A 22,843-nucleotide genomic window follows, 5' to 3' on the forward strand; every position below is an offset into this window, starting at 1 on the left:
CAGCCTCGCGGCGAGGAACACCACCGATGAAGCGAACCGTCACCCGGGTTGCTGACCTGCTCAACCCTGCTGCGGCACTGCTGCCGGCCGCGAATGTGATCATGCAACTGTCGCTGCCCGGGGTCGGCTACGGCGTCCTGGAGAGCCCGGTCGACAGCGGCAACGTCTACAAGCATCCGTTCAAGCGGGCCCGAACCACCGGAACCTACCTGGCCGTCGCGACCATCGGGACCGACTCTGATCGTGCGCTGATCCGCGCCGCCGTCGACACGGCGCACCGCCAGGTGCGCTCGAGCGCATCAAGCCCGGTGTCCTACAACGCATTCGACCCCGTGCTGCAGCTGTGGGTGGCGGCCTGCCTCTACCGTTACTTCGTCGACCAGCACGAGTTCCTGTACGGGCCGCTCGACGAGCAGGCCGCGGACGCGGTGTGTCAGGACGCCAAAAAGTTGGGCACCACGTTGCAGGTGCGCGAATCGATGTGGCCGCCGGACCGGGTGGCCTTCGAGGACTACTGGAAACGGTCGCTGGAGGACCTGAGCATTGAACCCCCGGTTCGTGAGCACCTGCGCGGGGTCGCGGCGATGGCATTTCTGCCCTGGCCGCTCCGCGCGCCCGCCGGACCGTTCAACCTCTTCGCGACGACGGGCTTTCTGCCTCCGGAATTCCGCGACATGATGCGGTTCGGGTGGTCAGAATCCCAGCAGCGGCGATTCGAGTGGTTGTTGGCGGCGCTACGGCTGGCCGACCGGGTGATTCCACATCAGGCGTGGATAGTCGGCTACCGGCTCTACCTGTGCGACATGCGCGTGCGTGCCCGCTTGGGTTGGCGGGTGGTGTGAGCCCTAGATTGCGATGGTGAGCGCCACCATGCCGATGACACCCACGATGGCCAGCCAGAACCACGGCTGCGACCAGATGGGTCCGGTGTTGGCGTCAAAATCCTTGGGCAGAACGTCCGAGTTGGTGCGGTCGGGAGTCAGCTGCGAAGTCATGTACCAAGCATGACTAATTAGGCAGACGAAGTAAATGTGGCGCTCGCCACTTCGGGATTTACGGTGAGACGTACGTCACACCCCATGCGCAGCTTCGAGAGATTGGAGAGCACGATGGCGTTTCCGGCCCTCAACCACGTCGCACTGACCGTCCGCGACATGGCCGTCAGCGGTCCCTGGTACCGCCGCCTGTTCGACGCGGATCCGGTGATCGACGAACGTACGGCGGCCGGATTCCGGCACCAGGTGTGGATCCTCGACGGCGGCACGTTGCTCGGTCTCCATCAACACGAACATCCGGCGCCCGACGGACGCTTCAGCGAATTCCGTCTCGGACTCGACCACGTCGGTTTCGGCTGCGCCAGCCGGGCCGAACTCGAGACCTGGATGGAACGACTCGGCGAACTCCGCATCCAGCACGGTGGAATCGTCGACGCCCCCTACGGCTCCGGTTTGAGCTTCCGCGATCCCGACGGCATCGCGTTGGAGTTCTTCGCACCTCCGGGGAGTGAGTGAGGTGCGCGCGGTCGTCATCACCAAGCACGGTCCCCCGTCGGTGCTCCAGGTGCAGGACCGACCGGATCCGCCGCCGCCTGCTGCCGGTCAGGTGCAGATCGCGGTGCGCGCATCGGGCGTGAACTTCGCCGACCACCTGGCGCGGGTCGGCCTGTATCCCGATGCGCCCAAGCTGCCGTGCGTCGTCGGCTACGAGGTCGCCGGGACCATCGAGGCGGTCGGTGACGGCGTCGACGCGACCCGGGTGGGCCAGCGGGTGCTGGCCGGGACACGCTTCGGCGGATACGCCGAGATCGTCAACGCCGATGCCAATGACACTGTCCCGCTGCCGGATCCGATGAGTTTCGAACAGGGCGCCGCGGTCCCGGTCAACTACGCCACCGCGTGGGCGGCGCTGCTCGGCTACGGCTCGCTGCGCGCCGGCGAGCAGGTGCTGGTGCACGCCGCGGCCGGCGGGGTCGGCATCGCCGCGATCCAGCTGGCCAAGGCGTCCGGCGCGATCGTGCACGGCACGGCGTCGCCCGGCAAGCACACTCGGCTCCTCGCCCTGGGCGTCGACAAGGCCATCGACTATCGGCGAGACGGCTGGTGGAACGGCCTCGGTCCCTACGACATGGTGCTCGACGGACTCGGCGGTACCTCGCTGAAGCGGTCCTTCGGGCTGCTGCGCCCGGGCGGACGGCTTGTCGCGTACGGCCTTTCGGCGCTGCAGCAGGGCGAGAAGCGCTCGCTGCTGCGCGCGGCGCCGCAGGCGCTGGCGATGTTGCGTGGGCTCAGCCTGATCTCACAGATCAGCGACTCCAAGACCGTCGTCGGCATCAACATGCTGCGGCTGTGGGACGACCGCGGCACGCTGGAACCCTGGATCGGACCGCTGTCGGCGGCGCTGTCCGACGGCACCGCGTCGCCGGTCGTCCATGCCGCGGTGCCGTTCGCCGATGCGCCTGAGGCACACCGCATCCTGGCCGCGCGGGAGAACGTCGGCAAGGTCGTGTTGGTGCCCTGACGCTGTTCCCGGGCCCGCCGGATCTCACGGAACAGGTTGGGACAGCACAGCGACGACCTGTTGCAGTGGGTCCGAGGTCGTCGACACCTCACCCTCGTACGGCTGCGCCAACTGAAGGATCAGGAAGAGGTTGGTGGCGATGATGACGGCGACGATCGCCACCATCGGGTAGTGCAGGATCGGCTTTTCGACGCCGTAGATGATCGCGATGCCGAGGACCATCGTGCTGGTCAGGAAGATCACGGCCCAGAGCGACCACGGCACTCCGGCGTCCTCGCGGGCGGTGAGCAGTCGCACGGTGCGGGCCTGGCTGATCTTGTCGAGGTTGGAGAACGACGTCGAGAGCAGGGTCTTCTGGGCGTCGGTCGTGGCCGCTATCCCGTCGTAGGCTTTGCCGAGGCGCGCCAGGGCGGCGTCGGCATCCGTCGAATGCCCGCTCTCGGCGTGTGGCCACTCGGCAATCGCGGCACGTTCGTACGTCAGCAGACTCTGCCGGATGCGGTCTCGATCGGGCGCTTCGAATATGACGGCGTCTCTTGCCATTTGGACCGCCGCAGCACCTTCGGCGCGTGCGTAGCCGTCTGCGGCGTTGTTCTGACCCCACAGCGAGTTGACCACGAATCCAATGAAGAACGCGTAGAAGAACCCGATGAAGCCGTACATGAACTTGGTTCCCTCGTTGTGCGCGTCACCGGTGAGCGCCGGGAAGCGCCGACGGACGTAGCGCTGAATCGACGCCGCCCCGCCCGCGATGACCACGATCAGCCCGATAAGCAATGCCGCGGAGGGGATCTGGCTCACTATCCATGAACTCATGAGCAGCACTCCCTAGACGGTTCGGCGGCCACGCGAATGTGCGCCGTTCGACCTTAGGTCGTGCCGACCAGGCGGCGCAGCTCATCCGTTGGTACTGCCGAATGGCCGGAAAACCAGCCGGTGCCACGCCCTAGCCAGAACCGAGGCGCTGGGCCACCCGGGCCAGCGCCTCGTCGATGATCTCGACTTTCTCCCCGCGCCGCTCATTGGCCGGCTGTGCTGCGCCGCGCGAACCTTCGGCCGCTACCCGGACCGCGCCTTGGCGCCGCAACAGGCTGAAGTTCTTCTCGCGCGCGGTCCGGAGCCGGTGCTGCAAATCCCCGAGCTGTTTGTCGTCCATGCGGTCGAGAGCGTCGGGATGGCTCTCGTCGATCAACGAACGTTCCTGCGGGGTCAGATTCACGTGGTTGTTGCTCACCGTAGATTCATAACCCGCGCCGGGCACGCCGGCCCGGGCGCACGCTGAACCGTCACGAAGGGGCCATCTCGGGTTCACGTCGCCCGACGCCGTGACGCTCGCCGATGGGAAGGATGGACCTCGTGACGCTACGAGAGGCGGTGCTCGGCGCCTGGGAATTGGTGTCGTTCGTCGCCCGCAACACGGCCACCGGCGAGGACCGTCATCCCCTCGGCACAGCGCCGCGCGGCCTGATTCTCTACACCGCCGACGGTCACATGTCGGCTCAGCTCGCCGCCTCGGACATGAGCGGCTACATCGCCTACGGTGGACGCTTCTCGGTCGACGAGGAAACCTCGACGCTGCATCACGACGTCACCATCTCGATGATGCCGGACCTGTTGACGCAGCCGCAGTTTCGCTCCGCCGAGGTGGACGGAGACACCCTCACCCTGTCGGCGACCAGGACCGACGACGCCGGCGTGACCACGCACAGTCGGCTGCGGTGGCAGCGGCCGTCGCGCCGTTAGTCGCTCGCCCCGAGGAAGTGCGGGTTGGCCGCGGCCGTCGTCACGCCGGTACCGATCGGCCCGCGGGAGTCGAACAGGCTGGCGCTGCCCGTCGCGATTCCGGCATCGCTGTAATGCGTCAACGCCGCCAGACCGATGAACGGGCCGTCGGGCAGCCGGCACAGCGTCATCGTGTAGTCGGCGTTGATGAATCCCAGTCCCGCCTCGGAAAAGCCGGTCATCGAAGCCGTCACGTCGACCGCCATCGCCGCGCACACGAAGGGCGTCGGTTCCTCGTCGTCGACCAATGCGTGGATGTGCCGGATCCAGGCGAAGCGCGGGCCCATCCACTGCCAGGGATTGGCGCTGTCGTCCGCCTCGCGACCGTACGGTGTGATGAAAAGTGGTGCCGCATCATCGAACTCGGCGGGTTCCATAGGCATCGGCGGCATGGCGATCGCCGTCGTCCACGGGAGCGCCGCGGGCTGCGCGCTACGGCGGAGGAACAGCGTCGAAGCCCGCGCGACCACCTCGCCGTGCTGGGTCATGGTCGCGTCGACCGACTGGTTCCGCCGACCGGTCCGCAGCACCTGCGCTCGGACCTCGACGGGCTCGGCGGCCACGCGGCGCAGGATGTCGACGGTCAAGCGGGCGGGCACCAAGTCCGCATCGGCCCGCTGGGCCTCCACACTTCGGGCCAGCAGTCCGCCCACCACATGCCCGCCCAGGGTCGGGCCCCACCCGCCGTGGGCGACCGGGTTGGGGACGAAGGAATCGCCGTCGGAGGTGAAGAAGGGGGTCGGCGCAAGAGACGGCATTGCGACTTCTCCTCGCAGTTGGTGGGCGCGGACGGTATCGAACCGCCGACCGCTGGTGTGTAAAACCAGAGCTCTACCACTGAGCTACGCGCCCGTGCCGGGCAAAGATACCGTTCTGACCACTCGGCGCCCAAACCGCCGGAAAACGCTCAGGCGTTCAGCGCCGCCAGCGCGTCTACCCACAGCCGCTGGTCACGGGCCTCACCGGGCTGCTTCATCTCGGCGAACCGGACCGTGCCAGACCGGTCGATGACGAAGGTGCCGCGATTGGACACGCCGGCATCGTCGTTGAAGACGCCGTAGGCCTGACTGACGGCCCCGTGTGGCCAGAAATCCGACAGCACCGGGAACAGGAAGCCACTCTGGTTGGCCCACACCTTGTGGGTGGGCGCCGGACCGACCGAGATCGCCAGCACGGCGCGGGCGTCGTTCTCGAAATCGGGCAGACGATCGCGAATCTGGTCGAGTTCACCTTGGCAGATGCCGGTGAAGGCCAGCGGAAAAAAGACCAGCAGCACGTCCCTGGCGCCGCGAAAGTCGCTGAGCGTGACCGGCTGTCGGTTCTGGTCGGGCAGGGTGAAGTCCGGCGCGGAGCTACCGGCCGCCAGCATCAGCGACGTCCGGCCGCTCGCGACTTCGGTTGCACCAGACGGCTCGCGGCCCAGTCGCCGAGGTTCACCGACGAGGTCGGCACCAGACCGGCGGTGGGCGCCGACTCCGCGATCTCGGCGGGCTGCACATGGCCGGGCTTACCGGTCTTGGGTGTGAGCACCCAGATCACACCGTCGTCGGCCAGCGACGTGATCGCGTCCATCAGGGTGTCCACCAGGTCGCCGTCGACGTCGCGCCACCACAGCAAGACGACGTCGACGATCTCGTCGGTGTCCTCGTCGAGCAACTCGCCGCCGCAGGCATCTTCGACGTCGGCACGGATGTCGTCGTCGACGTCCTCGTCCCAACCCCACTCCTGGACAGCCTGCCCTGGTTGGATGCCTAGTTTGCCGGCAAAGCTCGGGGCGTCATCCGCGGCCACCACCGTGCGACCTCCTTGTCAGTGTCGAGCGAGCGTCAAAGTACGCCGCGCGATGCGATTTATCGTCGCATAGCACGAAGCGTTGCACATCAGTCGAGTCAAAGGGACGCCCGGCAACGCTTCACTGCTTCGGTCTTGGCGTCGTTGAGGCGATTGACCCGCTGATTGAATTGGTCGGTCCCGAAATGCGAGCGGATCGCGTTGGCGACGTCGCGGGCGGCGTCGTTGTAGGAGTTGAGCGCCTCGCGAAGCTGCTGGGACAGCGGGCCGTTGCTGTCGCCCTCGACGGTGTCGGCGCTGCGCGTCAGTGCGTCGATCGCGGGCTGCTCGGCGCCGGAGGTGTCGCCGCCGCGGTTGTAGGCCGCGACGAAGTCGTTGACCCGGTCGACGGCCTCTTTGCTACTGGTGACGAAGCCTTCGCAGACCTTGACGACGGCCTGGGTGGTCAGCGACTGCTGATGCCGCGACTCCTTGATGCTCGAGGTGACCGCCGAGGCCGAGACCGACGCGGACACCGACGCCCGGTACGCCGGGGCAATCGCGACGTCAGCGCCCGGGGAGCCGTCCGTGACGGTGGTGCACCCGACGACGGCGATCAGGACCGCCGCGACGCATCCCGCCGCCCGCGCAGCAGCGGGCCATCCGGGCCAGCCGAGCCATCCGATCCGCACAGGTTCTGACGTTACCGGGTGGCGTCGACGGGCGTCGTCCGCCGCCGCCATCGTGGCCTTCGGTACCCGCGTGGCCAGGCACTGCGCGGCGCGCCACCGGGTGCGGCACGATAGGAGCATCCCCCACAGGGGCCGCAGCACCGAGACACAACCGAAGACGTCAATCCGCGACGGCTCGATCAGCCACAAGCCGGTCAGCCGCCTACAAAGGAGTAGTGCGTTGACCACCGAGTTCGTCCGCCACGATCTGGCGAAAAATCCAACCGGCACAAGCGAACCCGATCGCGTCCGGGTGATCCGCGAGGGCGTCGCGTCCTATCTGCCCGACATCGACCCCGAAGAGACCGGCGAGTGGCTGGAATCCTTCGACGAGCTCTTGGAGCGCCAGGGTCCGGCACGAGCGCGCTACCTGATGCTGCGACTGCTGGAGCGGGCCGGCGAGCAGCGGGTGGCGCTGCCCTCGCTGACGTCGACCGATTACGTCAACACGATCCCGACCGAGCTGGAACCCTGGTTCCCGGGCGACGAGGACGTCGAGCGGCGCTTCCGGGCCTGGATCCGGTGGAACGCCGCGATCATGGTGCACCGCGCCCAGCGTCCGGGAGTCGGTGTGGGCGGCCACATTTCGACGTACGCGTCGTCGGCGGCGCTCTACGAGGTCGGGTTCAACCACTTCTTCCGGGGCAAGGCCCACCCCGGCGGCGGTGACCAGGTCTTCATCCAGGGTCACGCCTCCCCCGGCATCTACGCCCGGGCGTTTCTCGAGGGCCGGCTCAGCGCCGACCAGCTCGACGGCTTCCGGCAGGAACACAGCCATCCCGGCGGCGGCCTGCCGTCCTACCCGCACCCGCGGCTGATGCCCGACTTCTGGGAATTCCCGACGGTGTCGATGGGCCTGGGCCCGATGAACGCCATCTACCAGGCCCGGTTCAACCACTACCTGCATGACCGCGGCATCAAGGACACCTCCGACCAGCACGTGTGGGCGTTCCTCGGCGACGGCGAGATGGACGAGCCGGAGAGCCGTGGGTTGATCCAGGTGGCCGCCAACGAGGCCCTGGACAACCTGACGTTCGTGATCAACTGCAACCTGCAGCGCCTCGACGGGCCGGTGCGCGGCAACGGCAAGATCATCCAGGAGCTGGAGTCGTTCTTCCGCGGCGCCGGCTGGAACGTCATCAAGGTGGTGTGGGGCCGCGAGTGGGATGCGCTGCTGCACGCCGACCGCGACGGCGCGCTGGTGAACCTGATGAACACCACGCCCGACGGCGACTACCAGACCTACAAGGCCAACGACGGCGCTTACGTCCGCGACCACTTCTTCGGCCGCGACCCGCGCACCAAGGCTCTCGTCGAACCGATGTCCGACGCCGAGATCTGGAACCTCAAACGCGGCGGCCATGACTACCGCAAGGTCTACGCCGCCTACCGGGCCGCCGTCGACCACCACGGCCAGCCGACGGTGATCCTGGCCAAGACCATCAAGGGCTACTCGCTGGGCGCCCACTTCCAGGGCCGCAACGCCACCCATCAGATGAAAAAGCTTGCGCTGCAAGACCTCAAGGACTTTCGCGACGCGATTCGCATCCCGATCAGCGACGAGCAACTCGAGCAGGACCCCTACCTGCCGCCGTACTACCACCCCGGCGCCGAAGCCCCGGAGATCCGCTACCTGCTCGAGCGCAGGCACGCGCTGGGCGGTTTCGTGCCCGAGCGTCGCATCAAGACCAAGAGACTGCGGCTGCCCGGCTGCGAGATCTACGCACCGCTGAAGAAGGGTTCGGGGCACCAGGAAGTCGCGACCACCATGGCGACGGTCCGGACATTCAAAGAACTGTTGCGCGACAAGGAGATCGGACCGCGCATCGTCCCGATCATCCCCGACGAGGCTCGCACGTTCGGGATGGACTCGTGGTTCCCGTCGCTGAAGATCTACAACCGCAACGGGCAGCTGTACACGGCCGTCGACGCCGAACTCATGCTGGCCTACAAGGAAAGTGAACGAGGCCAGATCCTGCACGAGGGCATCAACGAAGCCGGATCGGTCGCGTCGTTCACCGCCGCGGGCACGTCGTATTCGACGCACAACGAGCCGATGATCCCGATCTACATCTTCTACTCGATGTTCGGTTTCCAGCGCACCGGCGACGGGCTGTGGGCGGCAGCCGACCAGATGACCCGCGGATTCCTGTTGGGCGCCACCGCGGGTCGCACCACCCTGACCGGCGAAGGCCTGCAGCACGCCGACGGGCAGTCACTGCTGCTGGCCGCCACCAACCCCGCGGTGCTGTCCTACGACCCGGCGTTCGCCTTCGAGATCGCGCACATCATCGAGGGCGGGCTGGCCCGGATGTACGGCGAGAACGCCGACAACGTCTTCTACTACCTGACCATCTACAACGAGCCCTACGTGCAGCCGCCGGAGCCGGAGCACTTCGACCCCGACGGGGTGCTGCGTGGCATCTACCGGTACCAACCGGCCGCCGAGAGCCGCACCAACGCCGCCAACATCTTGGCGTCCGGCGTCGCGATGCCCGCGGCGCTGCATGCCGCCGAGATGCTGGCCGCCGACTGGGATGTGGCCGCCGACGTGTGGTCGGTGACCAGTTGGAGTGAGCTCAATCGCGACGGCGTCGCGATCCAGAAGGAGCGGCTGCGGCACCCTGACCGGCCTGCCGGCGAGGCATACGTGACCCGGGCGCTGGCCAAGGCGAGCGGGCCGTTCATCGCCGTGTCGGACTGGATGCGCGCGGTTCCCGAGCAGATCAGGCCGTGGGTCCCGGGCACCTACGTCACGCTGGGCACCGACGGCTTCGGCTTCTCCGACACCAGGCCCGCCGCCCGCCGCTACTTCAACACCGATGCCGAGTCCCAGGTCGTCGCGGTGCTGGAGGCGCTGGCCCGCGATGGCGAGATCGATCCATCGGTGCCGGTCGCGGCCGCGCGGCAGTACCGGATCGATGACGTCCAGGCGGCCCCGGCGCAGACGTCGGACCCAGGGCCGGGGGCCTGAGACTCCCGTCGCCGAGCAGGCGGCGAGCCACGGTCTCGTGACGCCGATCCCAGCGCGTTTGGCAGAACCATCCATAAAACGGGGGTAGCTTTTAGGAATGCCCGACAAGCAGTTCCCCACCCCCCGGACGACGCTGGACCTGCTGGACACCGTCCCGGACTCGCTGCTGCGCCGGTTGAAGCAGTATTCCGGCCGGTTTTCCACCGAAGCAGTCACCGCGATGCAGGACCGGCTGCCGTTCTTCGCCGAGCTCGAAGCCTCGCAGCGGGCCAGCCTGTCGCTGGTCGTGCAGACCGCCGTGGCGAACTTCGTCGAGTGGATGACCGACCCGAGCAGCAACGTCAACTACACCGCCCGGGCCTTCGAGCTGATGCCGCAGGACCTGACCCAGCGGATGCCGTTGCGGCATTCGGTGGACATGATCCGGGTGACCCTGGAGTTCTTCGAAGAGGTCGCGCCGCTGCTGGCCCGGTCTGACGAGCAACTGACCGCGTTGACGGTCGGGATCCTCAAGTACAGCCGAGACCTCGCCTTCAGCGCCGCCACCGCCTACGCCGATGCGGCCGAGGCGCGCGGGAACTGGGACAGCCGGATGGAGGCCACCGTGGTCGACGCGGTGGTGCGCGGTGACACCGGCCCGGAGCTGCTGTCCCGGGCCGCAACGCTGAACTGGGACACCACCGCTCCGGCGACCGTAGTGGTGGGGACGCCGGCACCGGGCCGGGAAAACCGTGCCAGCCAGGACGTTCGGGACATCGCGGCCCGTCATGGCCGCGCCGCGCTCACCGACGTGCACGGCACCTATCTGGTCGCGATCGTCTCCGGCCAGCTGACACCGACCGAGAAGGTATTCGGCGCTCTGCTGGACGCCTTCTCCGACGGACCGGTGGTGATCGGGCCGACAGCGCCGATGTTGACGGCGGCTTACCACAGCGCCAGTGAGGCCATCTCCGGCATGAACGCGGTGACCGGCTGGCGTGGTGCGCCGCGGCCCGTGCTGGCGCGCGAACTGCTGCCTGAGCGGGCGCTGATGGGTGACGCGGCGGCCGTCGCGGCGTTGCACACCGACGTGATGCGGCCGCTCGCCGACGCGGGTCCGACGCTGACCGAGACCCTGGACGCCTACCTGGACTGCGGCGGCGCGATCGAGGCCTGCGCCCGCAAGTTGTTCGTTCATCCAAACACCGTGCGGTACCGCCTCCGCCGGATCGCCGACTTCACCGGCCGCGATCCGACCCTGCCGCGCGACGCGTATGTGCTCCGGGTGGCCGCGACGGTCGGCCAGCTCGCCTACCAGGCGCAGCAGTCCAGCGCCTCCAGCAACATCGTGACGCCCATCACGCGGGTGATCGAGAAGGACCTGGTTGCGCCGTCGAGCAGCGCCGACGTCGGCTGACAGATTGCGGCTAGATATCGAACACGTCGCATCACGGGCGTTTTTGTCGGGTCTCCACAAAAACATAAGACAAGGTTCATAATCCTTTACACGGCACAAAGTCCGCTTCACAGTGTTCCCTTAATAACGTGATTGCGTTGCTCGCGCCCGGACAAGGGTCGCAGACCGAGGGGATGCTGTCGCCGTGGCTGGAACTGCCCGGCGCCGCGGACCGTCTCTCGTCGTGGTCGACGGCCAGCGGCCTCGATCTGGCCCGGCTGGGCACCACCGCCTCGACGGAGGAAATCACCAACACCGCGATCGCGCAGCCGCTGATCGTCGCGGCGACGCTGCTCGCCCACCAGGAGCTGACCAGCCGCGGGCTGCTGGCTGACAAGGACTTCGTGGTGGCCGGCCACTCGGTCGGCGAGATCGCCGCCTATGCGATCGCCGGGGTGCTCTCCGCGGACGATGCCGTCGCGCTGGCCGCCACCCGCGGCGCCGAGATGGCCAAGGCCTGCGCCAACGAGCCCACCGGGATGTCGGCGGTGCTCGGCGGCGACGAAACCGCTGTGCTCGCCCGCCTCGAACAACTCGACCTGGTCGCGGCCAACCGCAACGCCGCCGGCCAGATCGTGGCCGCCGGCCGACTGAGCGCGCTGGACAAGCTCGCCGAAGACCCGCCGGAGAAGGCCCGGGTCCGCGCACTCGGCGTGGCCGGCGCGTTCCACACCGAGTTCATGGCCTCGGCGCTCGAGGGCTACGCCGAAGCGGCGCAGTCCGTTGCGACCGCCGAGCCGACGGCCGTACTGCTGTCCAACCGCGACGGCCAGCCGGTGAGCTCGGCCGCCGACGCGATGGAAAAGCTTGTCGCGCAACTGACCCGGCCGGTGCGCTGGGATCTGTGCTCCGAGACGTTGCGCCAGCGCAACGTGACGGCGATTGTCGAGTTCCCACCGGCGGGGGCTCTGTCCGGCATCGCCAAACGTGAACTACGCGGGACACCGACACACGCCGTCAAAACCCCCGCAGACCTGGACGGTTTGGCAGAACTCTAAGCCTCCCGATCTGTTCGTTTCTACAACCGCACGAATCACGTAAATCAGCAGTACACAACACATTACGAAGGGAATCACAACGTGTCCGTCAGCCAGGAAGAAATCATCGCCGGTATCGCCGAGATCATCGAAGAGGTCACCGGTATCGAGCCCTCGGAGATCACCCCGGAGAAGTCGTTCGTCGACGACCTGGACATCGACTCGCTGTCGATGGTGGAGATCGCCGTGCAGACCGAAGACAAGTACGGCGTGAAGATCCCCGACGAGGACCTCGCCGGTCTGCGCACCGTCGGCGACGTCGTGAACTACATCCAGAAGCTGGAAGAAGAGAACCCCGAAGCCGCCCAGGCCCTGCGCGCCAAGTTCGAGACCGAGGCTGAGAGCAAGTGACCAAACCTTCCACTGCTAACGGCGGTTACCCCAATGTTGTGGTAACCGCCGTCGAGGCGACGACGTCGATCGCGCCGGACATCGAAGGCACGTGGAAGGGTTTGTTGGCCGGGGAATCCGGCATCCGCGTGCTCGAGGACGAGTTCGTCACGAAATGGGATCTGCCGGTGCGGATCGGCGGCCACCTCAAAGAGGCCGTCGACGACCACATGGGGCGGCTGGACCTGCGACGGATGTCGTATGTCCAGCGCCTTGCCAAGCACCTCAGCGCGCAGCTGTGGGAGTCGGCCGGTAGCCCCGAAGTCGATCCCGACCGGTTCGCGGTCGTGGTCGGCACCGGTCTGGGTGGCGCGGAGAAGATCGTCGAGACCTACGACCTGATGAACGAGGGCGGGCCCCGCAAGGTGTCCCCGCTCGCCGTGCAGATGATCATGCCCAACGGCGCTGCGGCGGTCGTCGGTCTCCAGCTCGGCGCCCGCGCCGGGGTGGTGACCCCGGTGTCGGCCTGTTCGTCGGGCTCGGAGGCCATCGCCCACGCATGGCGGCAGATCGTCATGGGCGACGCGGATTTCGCGGTCTGCGGTGGTGTCGAGGGCAACATCGAGGCACTCCCGATCGCGGCCTTCTCGATGATGCGTGCGATGTCGACCAAGAACGACGATCCCGAGGGAGCGTCGCGTCCGTTCGACAAGAACCGCGACGGGTTCGTCTTCGGCGAAGCCGGCGCGATGATGATCATCGAAACCGAAGAGCACGCCAAGGCCCGCGGCGCCAAGCCGCTGGCCCGGTTGATGGGTGCGGGCATCACGTCGGACGCGTTCCACATGGTGGCCCCGGCCGCCGACGGGGTGCGCGCCGGACGCGCGATGGCACGTTCGTTGGAGTTGGCGGGCCTGTCCCCCAAGGACGTCGACCACATCAACGCGCACGCGACAGCCACACCGATCGGTGACACCGCCGAGGCCAACGCCATCCGGGTCGCCGGTTGCCCGGAAGCCGCGGTCTACGCACCCAAGGGGGCGCTGGGTCACTCCATCGGTGCCGTGGGTGCGCTGGAGTCGATTCTCACCGTGCTTGCACTGCGCGACGGAGTCATTCCGCCGACACTTAACTACACGACGCCCGACCCCGAGATCGACCTCGACGTCGTCGCGGGCGAGCCCCGTTACGGCGAGTACCAATACGCCATCAACAACTCGTTCGGATTCGGCGGACACAATGTCGCCTTGGCGTTCGGACGGTACTGAGCACGACGTCTGGCGACGGTGCCGGACCAGTGCACCAGCAGGGAAGGATGCGTAGGTAGCTCGCATGACATCATCGTCGACTTTGACTACCGGGAACGGTTTCCCCAACGTGGTCGTCACCGGGTTCGCCATGACGACTGCGCTCGCATCTGACGCGGAGACCACCTGGAAAATGCTGCTGGACGGGCAGAGTGGGATTCGCAAGCTCGACGACCCGTTCGTGGAGCAGTTCGACCTGCCGGTCCGCATCGGCGGGCACCTCGTCGAAGAATTCGAGAGCCAGCTGGGCCGCGTCGAACAACGCCGGATGGGTTACCTGCAGAGGATGGCCACCGTCCTCAACCGGCGGTTGTGGGAAAACGCCGGTTCGCCGGAGGTCGACACCGACCGGTTGATGGTGTCCATCGGCACCGGGATGGGCTCGAGCGAAGAGTTGATTTTCGGGTACGACAAGATGCGCGAACACGGTATGCGGGGTGTCAACCCGCTGGGCGTGCAGATGTACATGCCCAACGGCGCGTCCGCGGCCGTGGGTCTGCAGCGCGAGGCAAAAGCAGGGGTGATGACCCCGGTATCGGCCTGCGCGTCCGGGTCGGAGGGCATCGCCCGCGCTTGGCAACAGATCGTGCTCGGTGAGGCCGACATCGCGATCTGCGGTGGCGTCGAGACCAAGATCGAGGCGGTGCCGATCGCCTCTTTCGCGGCGATGCGCATCGTGCTGTCGAAGAACAACGACGACCCCGCCGGCGCCTGCCGCCCGTTCGACAAGGACCGCAGCGGCTTCGTGTTCGGCGAGGCCGGCGCGCTGATGATCATCGAGACCGAAGAGCACGCCAAGGCCCGCGGTGCCAGCATCTTGGCCCGCCTGATGGGCGCTAGCGTCACCTCAGACGGCTTCCACATGGTCGCGCCGGACCCCAACGGCGAACGCGCCGGACACGCCATCACCCGGTCGATTCAACTGGCCGGGCTCCAACCGAGCGATATCGACCACGTCAACGCCCACGCCACCGGCACCTCGGTGGGCGACGTGGCCGAGGGCAAGGCCATCAACCGGGCGCTGGGCGCGGGCGGCGGCAACGCGGCGGTGTACGCGCCCAAGGGTGCACTCGGCCACTCGGTCGGCGCCGTCGGTGCCGTGGAGTCGATCCTGACCGTGCAGGCCCTGCGCGACCAGGTCATCCCGCCGACCCTGAACCTGGAGAACCTCGACCCGGAGATCGATCTCGATGTGGTTGCGGGCGAGCCACGAAGCGGCGACTTCAAGTATGCCGTCAACAATTCGTTCGGCTTCGGCGGACACAATGTGGCGTTGACCTTTGGCCGCTACTGATCCCGGATCCGCGAACGGCAACGAGACGAGGAGACCTGCGATGACGACCCTGGCCCCTGAGGCAATCGACGAGTCGCTCGACCCGCGCGACCCGTTGCTGCGGCTGCGCAGGTTCTTCGACGACGGCAGCCTCCAGCTGCTGCACGAGCGTGACCGGTCCGGCGTGCTCGCCGCGGGCGGCACCGTCAACGGCGTGCGCACCATCGCATTCGCCACCGACGGCACCGTGATGGGCGGCGCGATGGGGCTCGAGGGCTGCACGCACATCGTCAACGCCTACGACACCGCGATCGAGGAGCAGAGCCCGATCGTCGGCATCTGGCACTCCGGCGGAGCGCGTCTCGCCGAGGGCGTAAAAGCCCTGCACGCAGTCGGATTGGTGTTCGAAGCGATGATTCGCGCGTCCGGCTACGTCCCGCAGATCTCGGTCGTGGTCGGCTTCGCCGCCGGCGGGGCCGCCTACGGACCGGCACTGACCGATGTCGTGATCATGGCGCCTGAGGGCCGGGTGTTCGTCACCGGACCCGACGTCGTCCGCAGCGTCACCGGTGAAGACGTCGACATGGCTTCGCTCGGCGGTCCGGACACCCACCACAAGAAGTCCGGTGTGTGCCACATCGTCGCCGACGACGAGGCCGACGCCTACAAGCGCGGTCGCCGGCTGGTCGGATTGTTCTGCCAGCAGGGGCATTTCGACCGCAGCAAGGCCGAAGCCAACGAGACCGACCTGCACGCGCTGCTGCCGGAGTCGCCGCGACGCGCGTACGACGTGCACCCGCTCGTCACCTCGCTGCTCGACGGCGACGCGCCCTTCGAGGAGTTCCAGGCCAAGTGGGCGCCGTCGATGGTGGTCGGCCTGGGCCGGTTGTCCGGACGCTCGGTCGGCGTGCTGGCCAACAACCCGCTCCGGTTGGGTGGCTGCCTGAACTCCGAAAGTGCCGAGAAGGCAGCGCGTTTCGTGCGGCTGTGCGATGCGTTCGGCATCCCGCTGATCGTGATCGTCGACGTGCCGGGCTACCTGCCGGGTGTCGATCAGGAATGGGGTGGCGTCGTTCGGCGTGGCGCCAAGCTGCTGCACGCGTTCGGTGAGGCCACCGTTCCGCGCGTCACGCTGGTCACCCGAAAGATCTATGGCGGGGCCTACATTGCGATGAACTCGCGCTCACTGGGTGCCACCAAGGTGTTCGCCTGGCCGGATGCCGAAGTCGCCGTGATGGGCGCCAAGGCTGCCGTCGGCATCCTGCACAAGAAGAAGCTGGCCGCCGCCGCCGAGCACGAGCGCGACGCGCTGCACGAGGAACTGGCCGCCGAGCACGAGCGGATCGCCGGTGGTGTGGACAACGCTATCGAGATCGGCGTGGTCGACGAGAAGATCGACCCCGCCCACACCCGCAGCCGGATCACCGAGGCGCTGGCCCAGGCACCGGCCCGGCGCGGACGGCACAAGAACATCCCGCTGTAATCGTCGGCTGAGGTAGCCGCGCGAGCGGAACGCCACGGTGAATTTTCTCGTGGATTCACGCCGTGGCGTTACGCTTGCAGCATTTCTTCGGCCGCGCTGACGACACGCTCGCGATCCGCGGCCACCAATCCGATCCGGGTGCGGCGATCGACGATGTCGTCGACGGTCAACGCGCCCTCGTGAGTGACGGCGTACTCGAATTCGGCTCGTGTCACATCGATGTCGTCGCCCACCGGATCGGCGGGCCGCTCGCAGGTCGCCGTGGCCATCACGTTCGCGGCCTCGGCTCCGTACCGCAGGACCAGCGACTCGGGCAGCCCGGCCATCGGCGCGGTCGCGGATCCGGGATTTCGCGAAGCGCCCACCAATGGTAGGTCTCGGGTCCGGCACTCGGTCGCCTCGAGATTGCGCGATTCGATGGCGCGGTCGAGCACATCTTGGGCCATGTGCCGGTATTCGGTGAGCTTGCCGCCGATCACGCTGAGCACGCCGGAGGCCGACTCGACGACGGCGTGGTCACGTGACACGTCGGCGGTGTGACCGGCGCCCGTGTCGATCAACGGCCGCAGACCGGCGTAAGACCCGATGATGTCGTCGTTGGTCAGCGTGATGTCCAGCGCGGTGTTCACCACGTCGAGCAGAAAGCTGACCTCCCCCGAGGTCGGTTGCGGCACATCGGGAATGGGCCCGGGCGACTCCTCGTCGGTCAGCCCGAGGTAGATCCGTCCGAGTTGTTCAGGCATCGCGAAGACGAACCGGTTGAGCTCACCGGGTATCGGAATGGTGAGCGCGGCGGTGGGATTTCCGAAGGTCGCGGCGTCGAAGACGAGGTGGGTGCCGCGACTCGGCCGCAGCTTCAGCGCCGCATCCACCTCTCCCGCCCACACACCGGTGGCATTGATGACGGCGCGCGCGGCGATGTCGAACGATTCGCCGGTCCGTTCATCGGTCAGGTGCACCGACGAGCCGGTGGCCTGAGATGCCGTGACGTAAGTCAAGATTCGAGCGCCGAACTGTGCCGCGGTTCGTGCGACGGCGGTCACCAGCCGGGCGTCGTCGATCAGCTGACCGTCGTAGGCCAGCAGGCCGCCGTCCAACCCGTCGCGCCGCACCGCCGGCGCCAGGTCGATGGCGCGCCGAGCCGAAACGCGTTGTGAGCCGGGTAGAACGGATCCGGGCGTGCCGGCGGACCTGCGCAGCACATCACCGGCCAGGAACCCGACGCGGACCAGCGCCCGGTTAGCCCGACTCATCGACGGCAGCAGAGGCACCAGCTGCGGCATCGCCCGGACCAGGTGAGGAGCGTTGCGGGTCATCAGAATTCCGCGTTCGACCGCGCTGCGCCGGGCGATGCCGACATTGCCGGTGGCCAGGTAGCGCAAGCCGCCGTGTACCAGCTTGGAACTCCATCGACTGGTCCCGAAGGCGAGGTCGTGCTTTTCCACCAGGGTCACCCGCAGGCCGCGCGACGCCGCGTCCAGCGCGATGCCGACGCCGGTGATCCCGCCGCCGATCACGACGACGTCGGTGGGAGCACCGTCGGCCAGCGCGGACAGGTCGGCGTTGCGCCGCGCGGCGTTCAAGGCAGTCGACATCAGGCCAGGTATCCATTCAGCGAGTGGGCGAGTTCTTCGGCCAGCGCGTCGGCATCCAGGATCGGCTCGACGATCTGCGCCGACTGGATGGTGGACTGGGTGATCAGCAGCACCATCGCGGCCATTCGGCGCGGATCACCCGCGCGCACACCGCCGTCGTATTGCGCCGTCCGCAGATCTTTGGCCAGTGCGTCGATCAGCATGTGCTGGCTGCTGCCCAGCCGTTGCGCGATGTAGACCAACGCCAACTCCGAGCGCAGCACCGCCATCACGAGGTGGTCGCCGCGTAATCGTTCGGCCACCCCGACCACCCGCTCTACGATCGCCGCACGTCCGCGGCCCCGCACCGGAACTTCGGCGACCGCCTCGGTGATGTGGCTGGTCAGCAACGCGGCCAGCACCGAGCGGGTGTCTGGCCACCGGCGGTACACCGTAGGGCGACTCACCCCGGCGCGGCGGGCGATCTCGGCCAGCGTCACACGCTCGACGCCGAAGTCGACGACGCAGCTGGCAGCGGACGCAAGGATGCGATCATCCACCGACTCATTACTGATTGACAGCATGTGTAATACTGTAACGCATGTCAGCCGACTTGCTACCCCCGATGAAGTGGAATGCCTGGGGCGATCCCGGCCACGCCAAACCGCTGTCGGACGGAATCCGCACCCTGTTGGCCCAGGCGCTGGGCGTGACCGGGTCCTCCGAGGACGAGCTCGACGTCGACCAGGTGCGGCTGCGGCCGTCGGCGTTGACGCCGGGGGACCACGAGGCGCTGGCGGCGATCGTCGGCGCGGATCACTGCCGCGTCGGCAATCGGGACCGCCTGCTGCGCGCGGGTGGAAAGTCGACGCTGGACTTGTTGCGGCGCAAGGACTCCGGTGTTCAAGACGCTCCCGATGCGGTTCTGCTGCCTGGCTCTGAGGACGAGGTCGCCGCAATCCTGCGGTATTGCTCGCAGCACGGCATTGCAGTGGTCCCGTTCGGCGGCGGAACCAGTGTGGTCGGCGGACTCGACCCGATCCGCGGTGATTTCGCCGCGGCATTGTCGCTGGATCTGCGCCGCTTCGACCAACTGGTGTCCTTCGACGAGGTATCCGGCGAGGCGGAGTTCGGCGCCGGAGTCACCGGGCCGCAGGCCGAGAAACTGCTTGATGCACATGGCTTTTCGCTGGGGCATTTCCCGCAGAGTTTCGAATTCGCCAGCCTCGGCGGCTTCGCTGCGACCCGCTCCTCAGGACAGGACTCGGCGGGCTACGGCCGATTCGACGACATGATCCGCGGGTTGCGGGTGATCACGCCCGCCGGGGTGCTCGATCTCGGACGCGCTCCGCAGTCGGCGGCAGGCCCGGATCTGCGTCAACTGGTCATCGGCTCGGAAGGCGTGTTCGGCGTCATCACCCGGGTGCGGGTGGCCGTCCACCCGGCGCCGCAGGCCACCCGCTACGAAGCCTGGTCGTTTCCCGACTTCGCCACCGGCACAGCGGCTTTGCGCTCGGTCACGCAGACCGGCGCCGGCCCCACGGTGATCCGGCTGTCCGACGAGGCTGAGACCGGGGTCAACCTGGCCACCACCGAAACCATCGGCGACACAAAGGTCACCGGCGGTTGCCTGGCGATCACCGTCTTCGAGGGCACCGAGGCGCACGCCGACAGCCGGCACGCCGAAACCCGCGCCCTGATGGCCGCCGAAGGTGGCACCTCGCTCGGCGAGGAGCCCGCCAAGGCCTGGGAGCGTGGCCGGTTCGGCGCGCCCTATCTGCGCGACGCCCTGCTGGCCAACAGCGCACTCTGCGAGACCCTCGAGACAGCCACCGATTGGTCCAACGTGCCCACTCTGAAAGCCGCTGTCACCGAGGCGCTGACGACTGCGCTGGCCGAAACCGGCACGCCCGCACTGGTGCTGTGCCACATTTCGCATGTGTATGCCACCGGCGCCTCGCTGTACTTCACCGTTGTCGCCGGGCAACGCGGCAACCCGATCGATCAGTGGCGGGCGGCCAAGGCAGCCGCGAGCAATGCGATCGTGGCGGCCGGCGCGACCATCACCCACCATCACGCTGTCGGCGCCGACCACCGCCCGTGGATGGCCGACGAGGTCGGCGACCTCGGTGTCCAGGTGTTACGTGCGGTCAAGGCGACACTCGACCCGGCGGGAATCCTCAATCCGGGCAAGCTGATCCCGTGAGTAGCCCAGCGTGACGGGCCGCCAGATCGGTCGAGTGACGGTACTGACCAATCCGGCATCCGGCCACGGCAACGCGCCGCACGCCGCCGAGAAGGCCGTCGCACGACTGCAACAGCGGGGTGTCGACGTGGTGGCCATCGTCGGCAGCGACGCCGACCACGCTCGCCGCCTGTTGCACACCGCGGTCGACGACGGGCCCGACGCAGTGGTGGTCGTCGGCGGCGACGGGGTGATCGCCGACGCGCTGCAAGTGCTTGCGCACACCGACATTCCGCTGGGCATCGTCCCGGCCGGCACCGGCAACGACCATGCCCGCGAATTCGGCCTGCCGACAAAGGATCCGGTGGCCGCCGCGGACATCGTCGCCGACGGCTGGACCGAAACCACCGACCTGGGCAAGATTCGAGACCGCGGCGGTCACACCAAGTATTTCGGCACCGTGGCCGCGGCCGGGTTCGATTCGCTGGTCACCGATCGGGCCAACCGGATGCGGTGGCCGCGTGGCCGGATGCGCTACAACCTCGCCATGCTTGCCGAGTTGTCGCAGTTGCGGTTGCTGCCTTTCCGGCTGGTCCTCGACGGCCGCGATGAGATCAACACCGACCTGACGCTGGCCGCGTTCGGCAACACCCGCAGCTACGGCGGCGGAATGCTGGTGTGCCCCAACGCCGATCCGACCGACGGGCTACTCGACATCACCATGGTCAATTCCGCTTCGCGGACCAGGCTGATCCGCCTCTTCCCCACCGTCTACAAGGGCACCCATGTCGATCTGGACGAGGTGACCACCGCGCGGGTGACCACCGTGGACGTCGAGTCACCGGGCATCAATGCTTATGCCGACGGTGATTTCGCGTGTGCGCTGCCGGCTCAGATCGCCGCGGATCCGGGCGCGCTGCAGGTCTTGCGGCGGCCTAGCCGACCCCACGGTTGAGCCACGACACTTCTGCGCCGTCGCCGCCGTCGCGGTAGGCCTCGAGCGCCTCGTCCCATGCGGTGCCGAGCGCCGAATCCAGCTCGGCGGCGAGTGCGTCGGCGCCGGCCGCCATCATCGTGCGCAACCGCATCTCGCCGATCATCACGTCGCCGTTGGCACTCATCGGCCCGTTCCACAGACCCAGCTGCGGGGTGTGGCAATACCGGTGCCCGTCGACACCGGCGCTCGGGTCCTCGGTGATCTCGAATCGCAGCACCGACCAGGATCGAAGGGCACTGGCCAACCGGGCGCCGGTGCCTACCGGCCCGACCCAATTGGTGACCGCGCGCAATTGTCCCGGCATCGCGGGTTGCGCCGTCCACTTGAGGTTGGCCTTGGATCCCAGAGTCGACGACAACGCCCACTCGACATGCGGACATACCGCGGCGGGCGAGGCGTGGACGTACACCACACCGGTGGTCACGTCGGCGAACTGGTTCGACGCACGCATCTTGTTGCTCCTTCGGCTCCACGAGGGACGTCTTCCCCAACGACCTGGTGTTTCCGAACGAGCGTTATAACAATTGATGTGCCTTGCGTGTCTATTGTGCCTTGTGAGGCCTGTGTTGCGCTAGTCCGAGTTGTAGGTGCTCAGCACACTGTCAGAAATGGCCGGCCACAGCGGCAGCGCCCAATCGCCGAAATCGCGGTCGGTGAGCACCACCAGGGCCAGCCCTGCTGCGGGATCTGCCCAGATCAGGGTGCCTGATTGGCCGAAGTGACCGTAACTTCCCGGCGAGTTGTGGGCACCCGTCCAATGCGGTGATTTCGAGTCACGGATCTCGAAGCCGAGTCCCCAATCGTTGGGTCGCTGCACCCCGTAACCGGGCAGGACGCCGCCGAGACCGGGAAACTGCACGCTGGTCGCCTGGGCGTGCATGTCCGGTGACACGGTGGTCGGTGACAGCAGGTCGGCGGCGAAGGCCGCGAGATCGGCGACCGTCGACGTCGCGCCGTAGCCAGCGGTCGGTGCGCCGCCGGGCAGCCGGGTCGCGGTCATTCCCAGCGGTTGCAGCACAGCCTCGTCGAGGTAGCGGCCGAACTCGATACCCGACGCATGCTGGACGGTCTCGGCCAGCACCGCGAAGCCATAGTTCGAGTAGATCCGGCGGGCGCCGGGCCGGGCGAGTGTCTTGTCGTCGAGCATCGCCAGCCCGGACGCGTGGGCCAGCAGGTGCCGCACAGTCGATCCGGGTGGCCCGGCCGCGGTGTCCAACTCCACCGCGCCCTCTTCGACGGCGACCTGCACGGCGCGCGCAACCAGCGGCTTGGTCACCGATGCGAGTACGAATTCCCGCGCGGTGTCGCCGTAGGTGGCCAGCACTGCCGACCGACCGATCACCGCGGCGGCCGCGTTCGACACCGGCCAGTCGTCGAGTGCGTGGAGTGCGGGAAGTCCGGCCATCGCGCAGAGCCTAGCCCGATGCGGCCACCGACCAAGCGATAGG

Annotated in this window: 24 protein-coding genes and 1 tRNA gene; 13 read left to right on the forward strand and 12 right to left on the reverse strand. The window is 67.6% G+C overall.

Annotated elements, in window-relative coordinates; translation table 11 throughout:
- The first annotated feature begins 26 nt into the window (after positions 1-26).
- A complete protein-coding gene (locus ACZYW1_RS20810) occupies positions 27-842 on the forward strand; it encodes an oxygenase MpaB family protein (protein ID WP_463788359.1) in 816 nt (271 codons plus the stop codon).
- Between the two features lie 3 nt (positions 843-845).
- Here the strand turns inward: ACZYW1_RS20810 and ACZYW1_RS20815 are convergent, their stop codons facing one another.
- Positions 846-995 carry a hypothetical protein gene (locus ACZYW1_RS20815; protein WP_463788360.1) on the reverse strand — a complete coding sequence of 50 codons (150 nt, stop codon included), beginning with the start codon at positions 993-995 and terminating at the stop codon, positions 846-848.
- Between the two features lie 114 nt (positions 996-1,109).
- Here ACZYW1_RS20815 and ACZYW1_RS20820 point away from each other — a divergent pair, with 114 nt between their 5' ends.
- Positions 1,110-1,511: a VOC family protein gene (locus ACZYW1_RS20820; protein WP_463788361.1), complete on the forward strand. Its 402-nt coding sequence runs from the start codon at positions 1,110-1,112 to the stop codon at positions 1,509-1,511.
- 1 nt (position 1,512) lies between these two features.
- A complete protein-coding gene (locus ACZYW1_RS20825; protein ID WP_463788362.1) occupies positions 1,513-2,517 on the forward strand; it encodes a zinc-binding dehydrogenase in 1,005 nt (334 codons plus the stop codon).
- 24 nt (positions 2,518-2,541) lie between these two features.
- Here the strand turns inward: ACZYW1_RS20825 and ACZYW1_RS20830 are convergent, their stop codons facing one another.
- Together ACZYW1_RS20830 and ACZYW1_RS20835 are read right to left on the reverse strand one after the other, a co-directional pair.
- Positions 2,542-3,333, reverse strand: coding sequence for a bestrophin-like domain (locus tag ACZYW1_RS20830; RefSeq protein WP_463788363.1), 792 nt, complete (start codon positions 3,331-3,333; stop codon positions 2,542-2,544).
- Between the two features lie 130 nt (positions 3,334-3,463).
- On the reverse strand, positions 3,464-3,751 hold the full coding sequence (locus ACZYW1_RS20835) for a hypothetical protein (RefSeq protein WP_463788364.1): 288 nt from the start codon (positions 3,749-3,751) through the stop codon (positions 3,464-3,466).
- A 113-nt stretch (positions 3,752-3,864) separates the two neighbouring features.
- Between ACZYW1_RS20835 and ACZYW1_RS20840 the strand changes: the two genes are divergently transcribed.
- On the forward strand, positions 3,865-4,260 hold the full coding sequence (locus tag ACZYW1_RS20840) for a lipocalin-like domain-containing protein (RefSeq protein WP_463788365.1): 396 nt from the start codon (positions 3,865-3,867) through the stop codon (positions 4,258-4,260).
- Here ACZYW1_RS20840 and ACZYW1_RS20845 read toward each other — a convergent pair.
- The 5 genes from ACZYW1_RS20845 to ACZYW1_RS20865 form a co-directional block, all read right to left on the reverse strand.
- Positions 4,257-5,057, reverse strand: a complete 801-nt coding sequence (locus tag ACZYW1_RS20845) for a thioesterase family protein (RefSeq protein WP_463788366.1) — start codon at positions 5,055-5,057, stop codon at positions 4,257-4,259. The genes ACZYW1_RS20840 and ACZYW1_RS20845 overlap by 4 nt on opposite strands.
- A 19-nt stretch (positions 5,058-5,076) precedes the next feature.
- A tRNA-Val gene (locus ACZYW1_RS20850) sits at positions 5,077-5,151 on the reverse strand.
- A gap of 55 nt (positions 5,152-5,206) precedes the next feature.
- A complete protein-coding gene (locus tag ACZYW1_RS20855; protein ID WP_463788367.1) occupies positions 5,207-5,668 on the reverse strand; it encodes a peroxiredoxin in 462 nt (153 codons plus the stop codon).
- Positions 5,668-6,093, reverse strand: coding sequence for a DUF3052 domain-containing protein (locus ACZYW1_RS20860; RefSeq protein ID WP_463788368.1), 426 nt, complete (start codon positions 6,091-6,093; stop codon positions 5,668-5,670). The genes ACZYW1_RS20855 and ACZYW1_RS20860 overlap by 1 nt, the downstream gene beginning before the upstream one ends.
- 95 nt (positions 6,094-6,188) lie before the next feature.
- Positions 6,189-6,761 carry a hypothetical protein gene (locus tag ACZYW1_RS20865; RefSeq protein ID WP_463788369.1) on the reverse strand — a complete coding sequence of 191 codons (573 nt, stop codon included), beginning with the start codon at positions 6,759-6,761 and terminating at the stop codon, positions 6,189-6,191.
- Positions 6,762-6,981: 220 nt separating this feature from the next.
- Here ACZYW1_RS20865 and aceE point away from each other — a divergent pair, with 220 nt between their 5' ends.
- The 7 genes from aceE to ACZYW1_RS20900 all read left to right on the forward strand — a co-directional run bounded on the left by aceE (position 6,982) and on the right by ACZYW1_RS20900 (position 16,639).
- Positions 6,982-9,774, forward strand: a complete 2,793-nt coding sequence (gene aceE / locus ACZYW1_RS20870) for a pyruvate dehydrogenase (acetyl-transferring), homodimeric type (protein WP_463788370.1) — start codon at positions 6,982-6,984, stop codon at positions 9,772-9,774.
- A gap of 97 nt (positions 9,775-9,871) precedes the next feature.
- A complete protein-coding gene (locus ACZYW1_RS20875) occupies positions 9,872-11,170 on the forward strand; it encodes a PucR family transcriptional regulator (protein WP_463788371.1) in 1,299 nt (432 codons plus the stop codon).
- Between the two features lie 128 nt (positions 11,171-11,298).
- Entirely contained in the window at positions 11,299-12,207 is a 909-nt protein-coding gene (locus ACZYW1_RS20880) for an ACP S-malonyltransferase (protein ID WP_463788372.1), read from the forward strand.
- An 81-nt stretch (positions 12,208-12,288) separates the two neighbouring features.
- Positions 12,289-12,597, forward strand: a complete 309-nt coding sequence (gene acpM / locus ACZYW1_RS20885) for a meromycolate extension acyl carrier protein AcpM (RefSeq protein WP_292991251.1) — start codon at positions 12,289-12,291, stop codon at positions 12,595-12,597.
- Complete coding sequence (gene kasA / locus ACZYW1_RS20890) at positions 12,594-13,844, forward strand: 3-oxoacyl-ACP synthase KasA (RefSeq protein WP_463788373.1); 1,251 nt, start codon at positions 12,594-12,596, stop codon at positions 13,842-13,844. Before acpM ends, kasA begins: the two co-directional genes overlap by 4 nt.
- Positions 13,845-13,908: 64 nt before the next feature.
- Positions 13,909-15,177 carry a 3-oxoacyl-ACP synthase KasB gene (gene kasB / locus ACZYW1_RS20895; protein WP_463788374.1) on the forward strand — a complete coding sequence of 423 codons (1,269 nt, stop codon included), beginning with the start codon at positions 13,909-13,911 and terminating at the stop codon, positions 15,175-15,177.
- 40 nt (positions 15,178-15,217) lie between these two features.
- The gene (locus tag ACZYW1_RS20900) at positions 15,218-16,639 is read left to right on the forward strand and encodes an acyl-CoA carboxylase subunit beta (RefSeq protein ID WP_463788375.1); all 1,422 of its coding nucleotides are present in this window, start codon (positions 15,218-15,220) and stop codon (positions 16,637-16,639) included.
- A 68-nt stretch (positions 16,640-16,707) separates the two neighbouring features.
- On the opposite strand, the gene ACZYW1_RS20905 is transcribed toward ACZYW1_RS20900, so the two are convergent.
- Together ACZYW1_RS20905 and ACZYW1_RS20910 are read right to left on the reverse strand one after the other, a co-directional pair.
- Positions 16,708-18,234, reverse strand: coding sequence for a glycerol-3-phosphate dehydrogenase/oxidase (locus ACZYW1_RS20905; RefSeq protein WP_463788376.1), 1,527 nt, complete (start codon positions 18,232-18,234; stop codon positions 16,708-16,710).
- A complete protein-coding gene (locus ACZYW1_RS20910) occupies positions 18,234-18,797 on the reverse strand; it encodes a TetR/AcrR family transcriptional regulator (protein WP_463788377.1) in 564 nt (187 codons plus the stop codon). Before ACZYW1_RS20910 ends, ACZYW1_RS20905 begins: the two co-directional genes overlap by 1 nt.
- A 41-nt stretch (positions 18,798-18,838) precedes the next feature.
- Between ACZYW1_RS20910 and ACZYW1_RS20915 the strand changes: the two genes are divergently transcribed.
- Complete coding sequence (locus ACZYW1_RS20915) at positions 18,839-20,419, forward strand: FAD-binding oxidoreductase (protein ID WP_463788819.1); 1,581 nt, start codon at positions 18,839-18,841, stop codon at positions 20,417-20,419.
- A gap of 10 nt (positions 20,420-20,429) precedes the next feature.
- The gene (locus ACZYW1_RS20920; protein ID WP_463788378.1) at positions 20,430-21,353 is read left to right on the forward strand and encodes a diacylglycerol kinase; all 924 of its coding nucleotides are present in this window, start codon (positions 20,430-20,432) and stop codon (positions 21,351-21,353) included.
- On the opposite strand, the gene ACZYW1_RS20925 is transcribed toward ACZYW1_RS20920, so the two are convergent.
- Both ACZYW1_RS20925 and ACZYW1_RS20930 read right to left on the reverse strand, forming a co-directional pair.
- Positions 21,334-21,846 (reverse strand): DUF3145 domain-containing protein, encoded by a 513-nt coding sequence (locus ACZYW1_RS20925; RefSeq protein WP_463788379.1) that lies wholly within the window; start codon positions 21,844-21,846, stop codon positions 21,334-21,336. The genes ACZYW1_RS20920 and ACZYW1_RS20925 overlap by 20 nt on opposite strands.
- A 120-nt stretch (positions 21,847-21,966) precedes the next feature.
- Positions 21,967-22,800 carry a serine hydrolase domain-containing protein gene (locus tag ACZYW1_RS20930; RefSeq protein ID WP_463788380.1) on the reverse strand — a complete coding sequence of 278 codons (834 nt, stop codon included), beginning with the start codon at positions 22,798-22,800 and terminating at the stop codon, positions 21,967-21,969.
- Positions 22,801-22,843 lie beyond the last annotated feature (43 nt).

Source organism: Mycobacterium sp. IDUB_36, assembly GCF_055419225.1.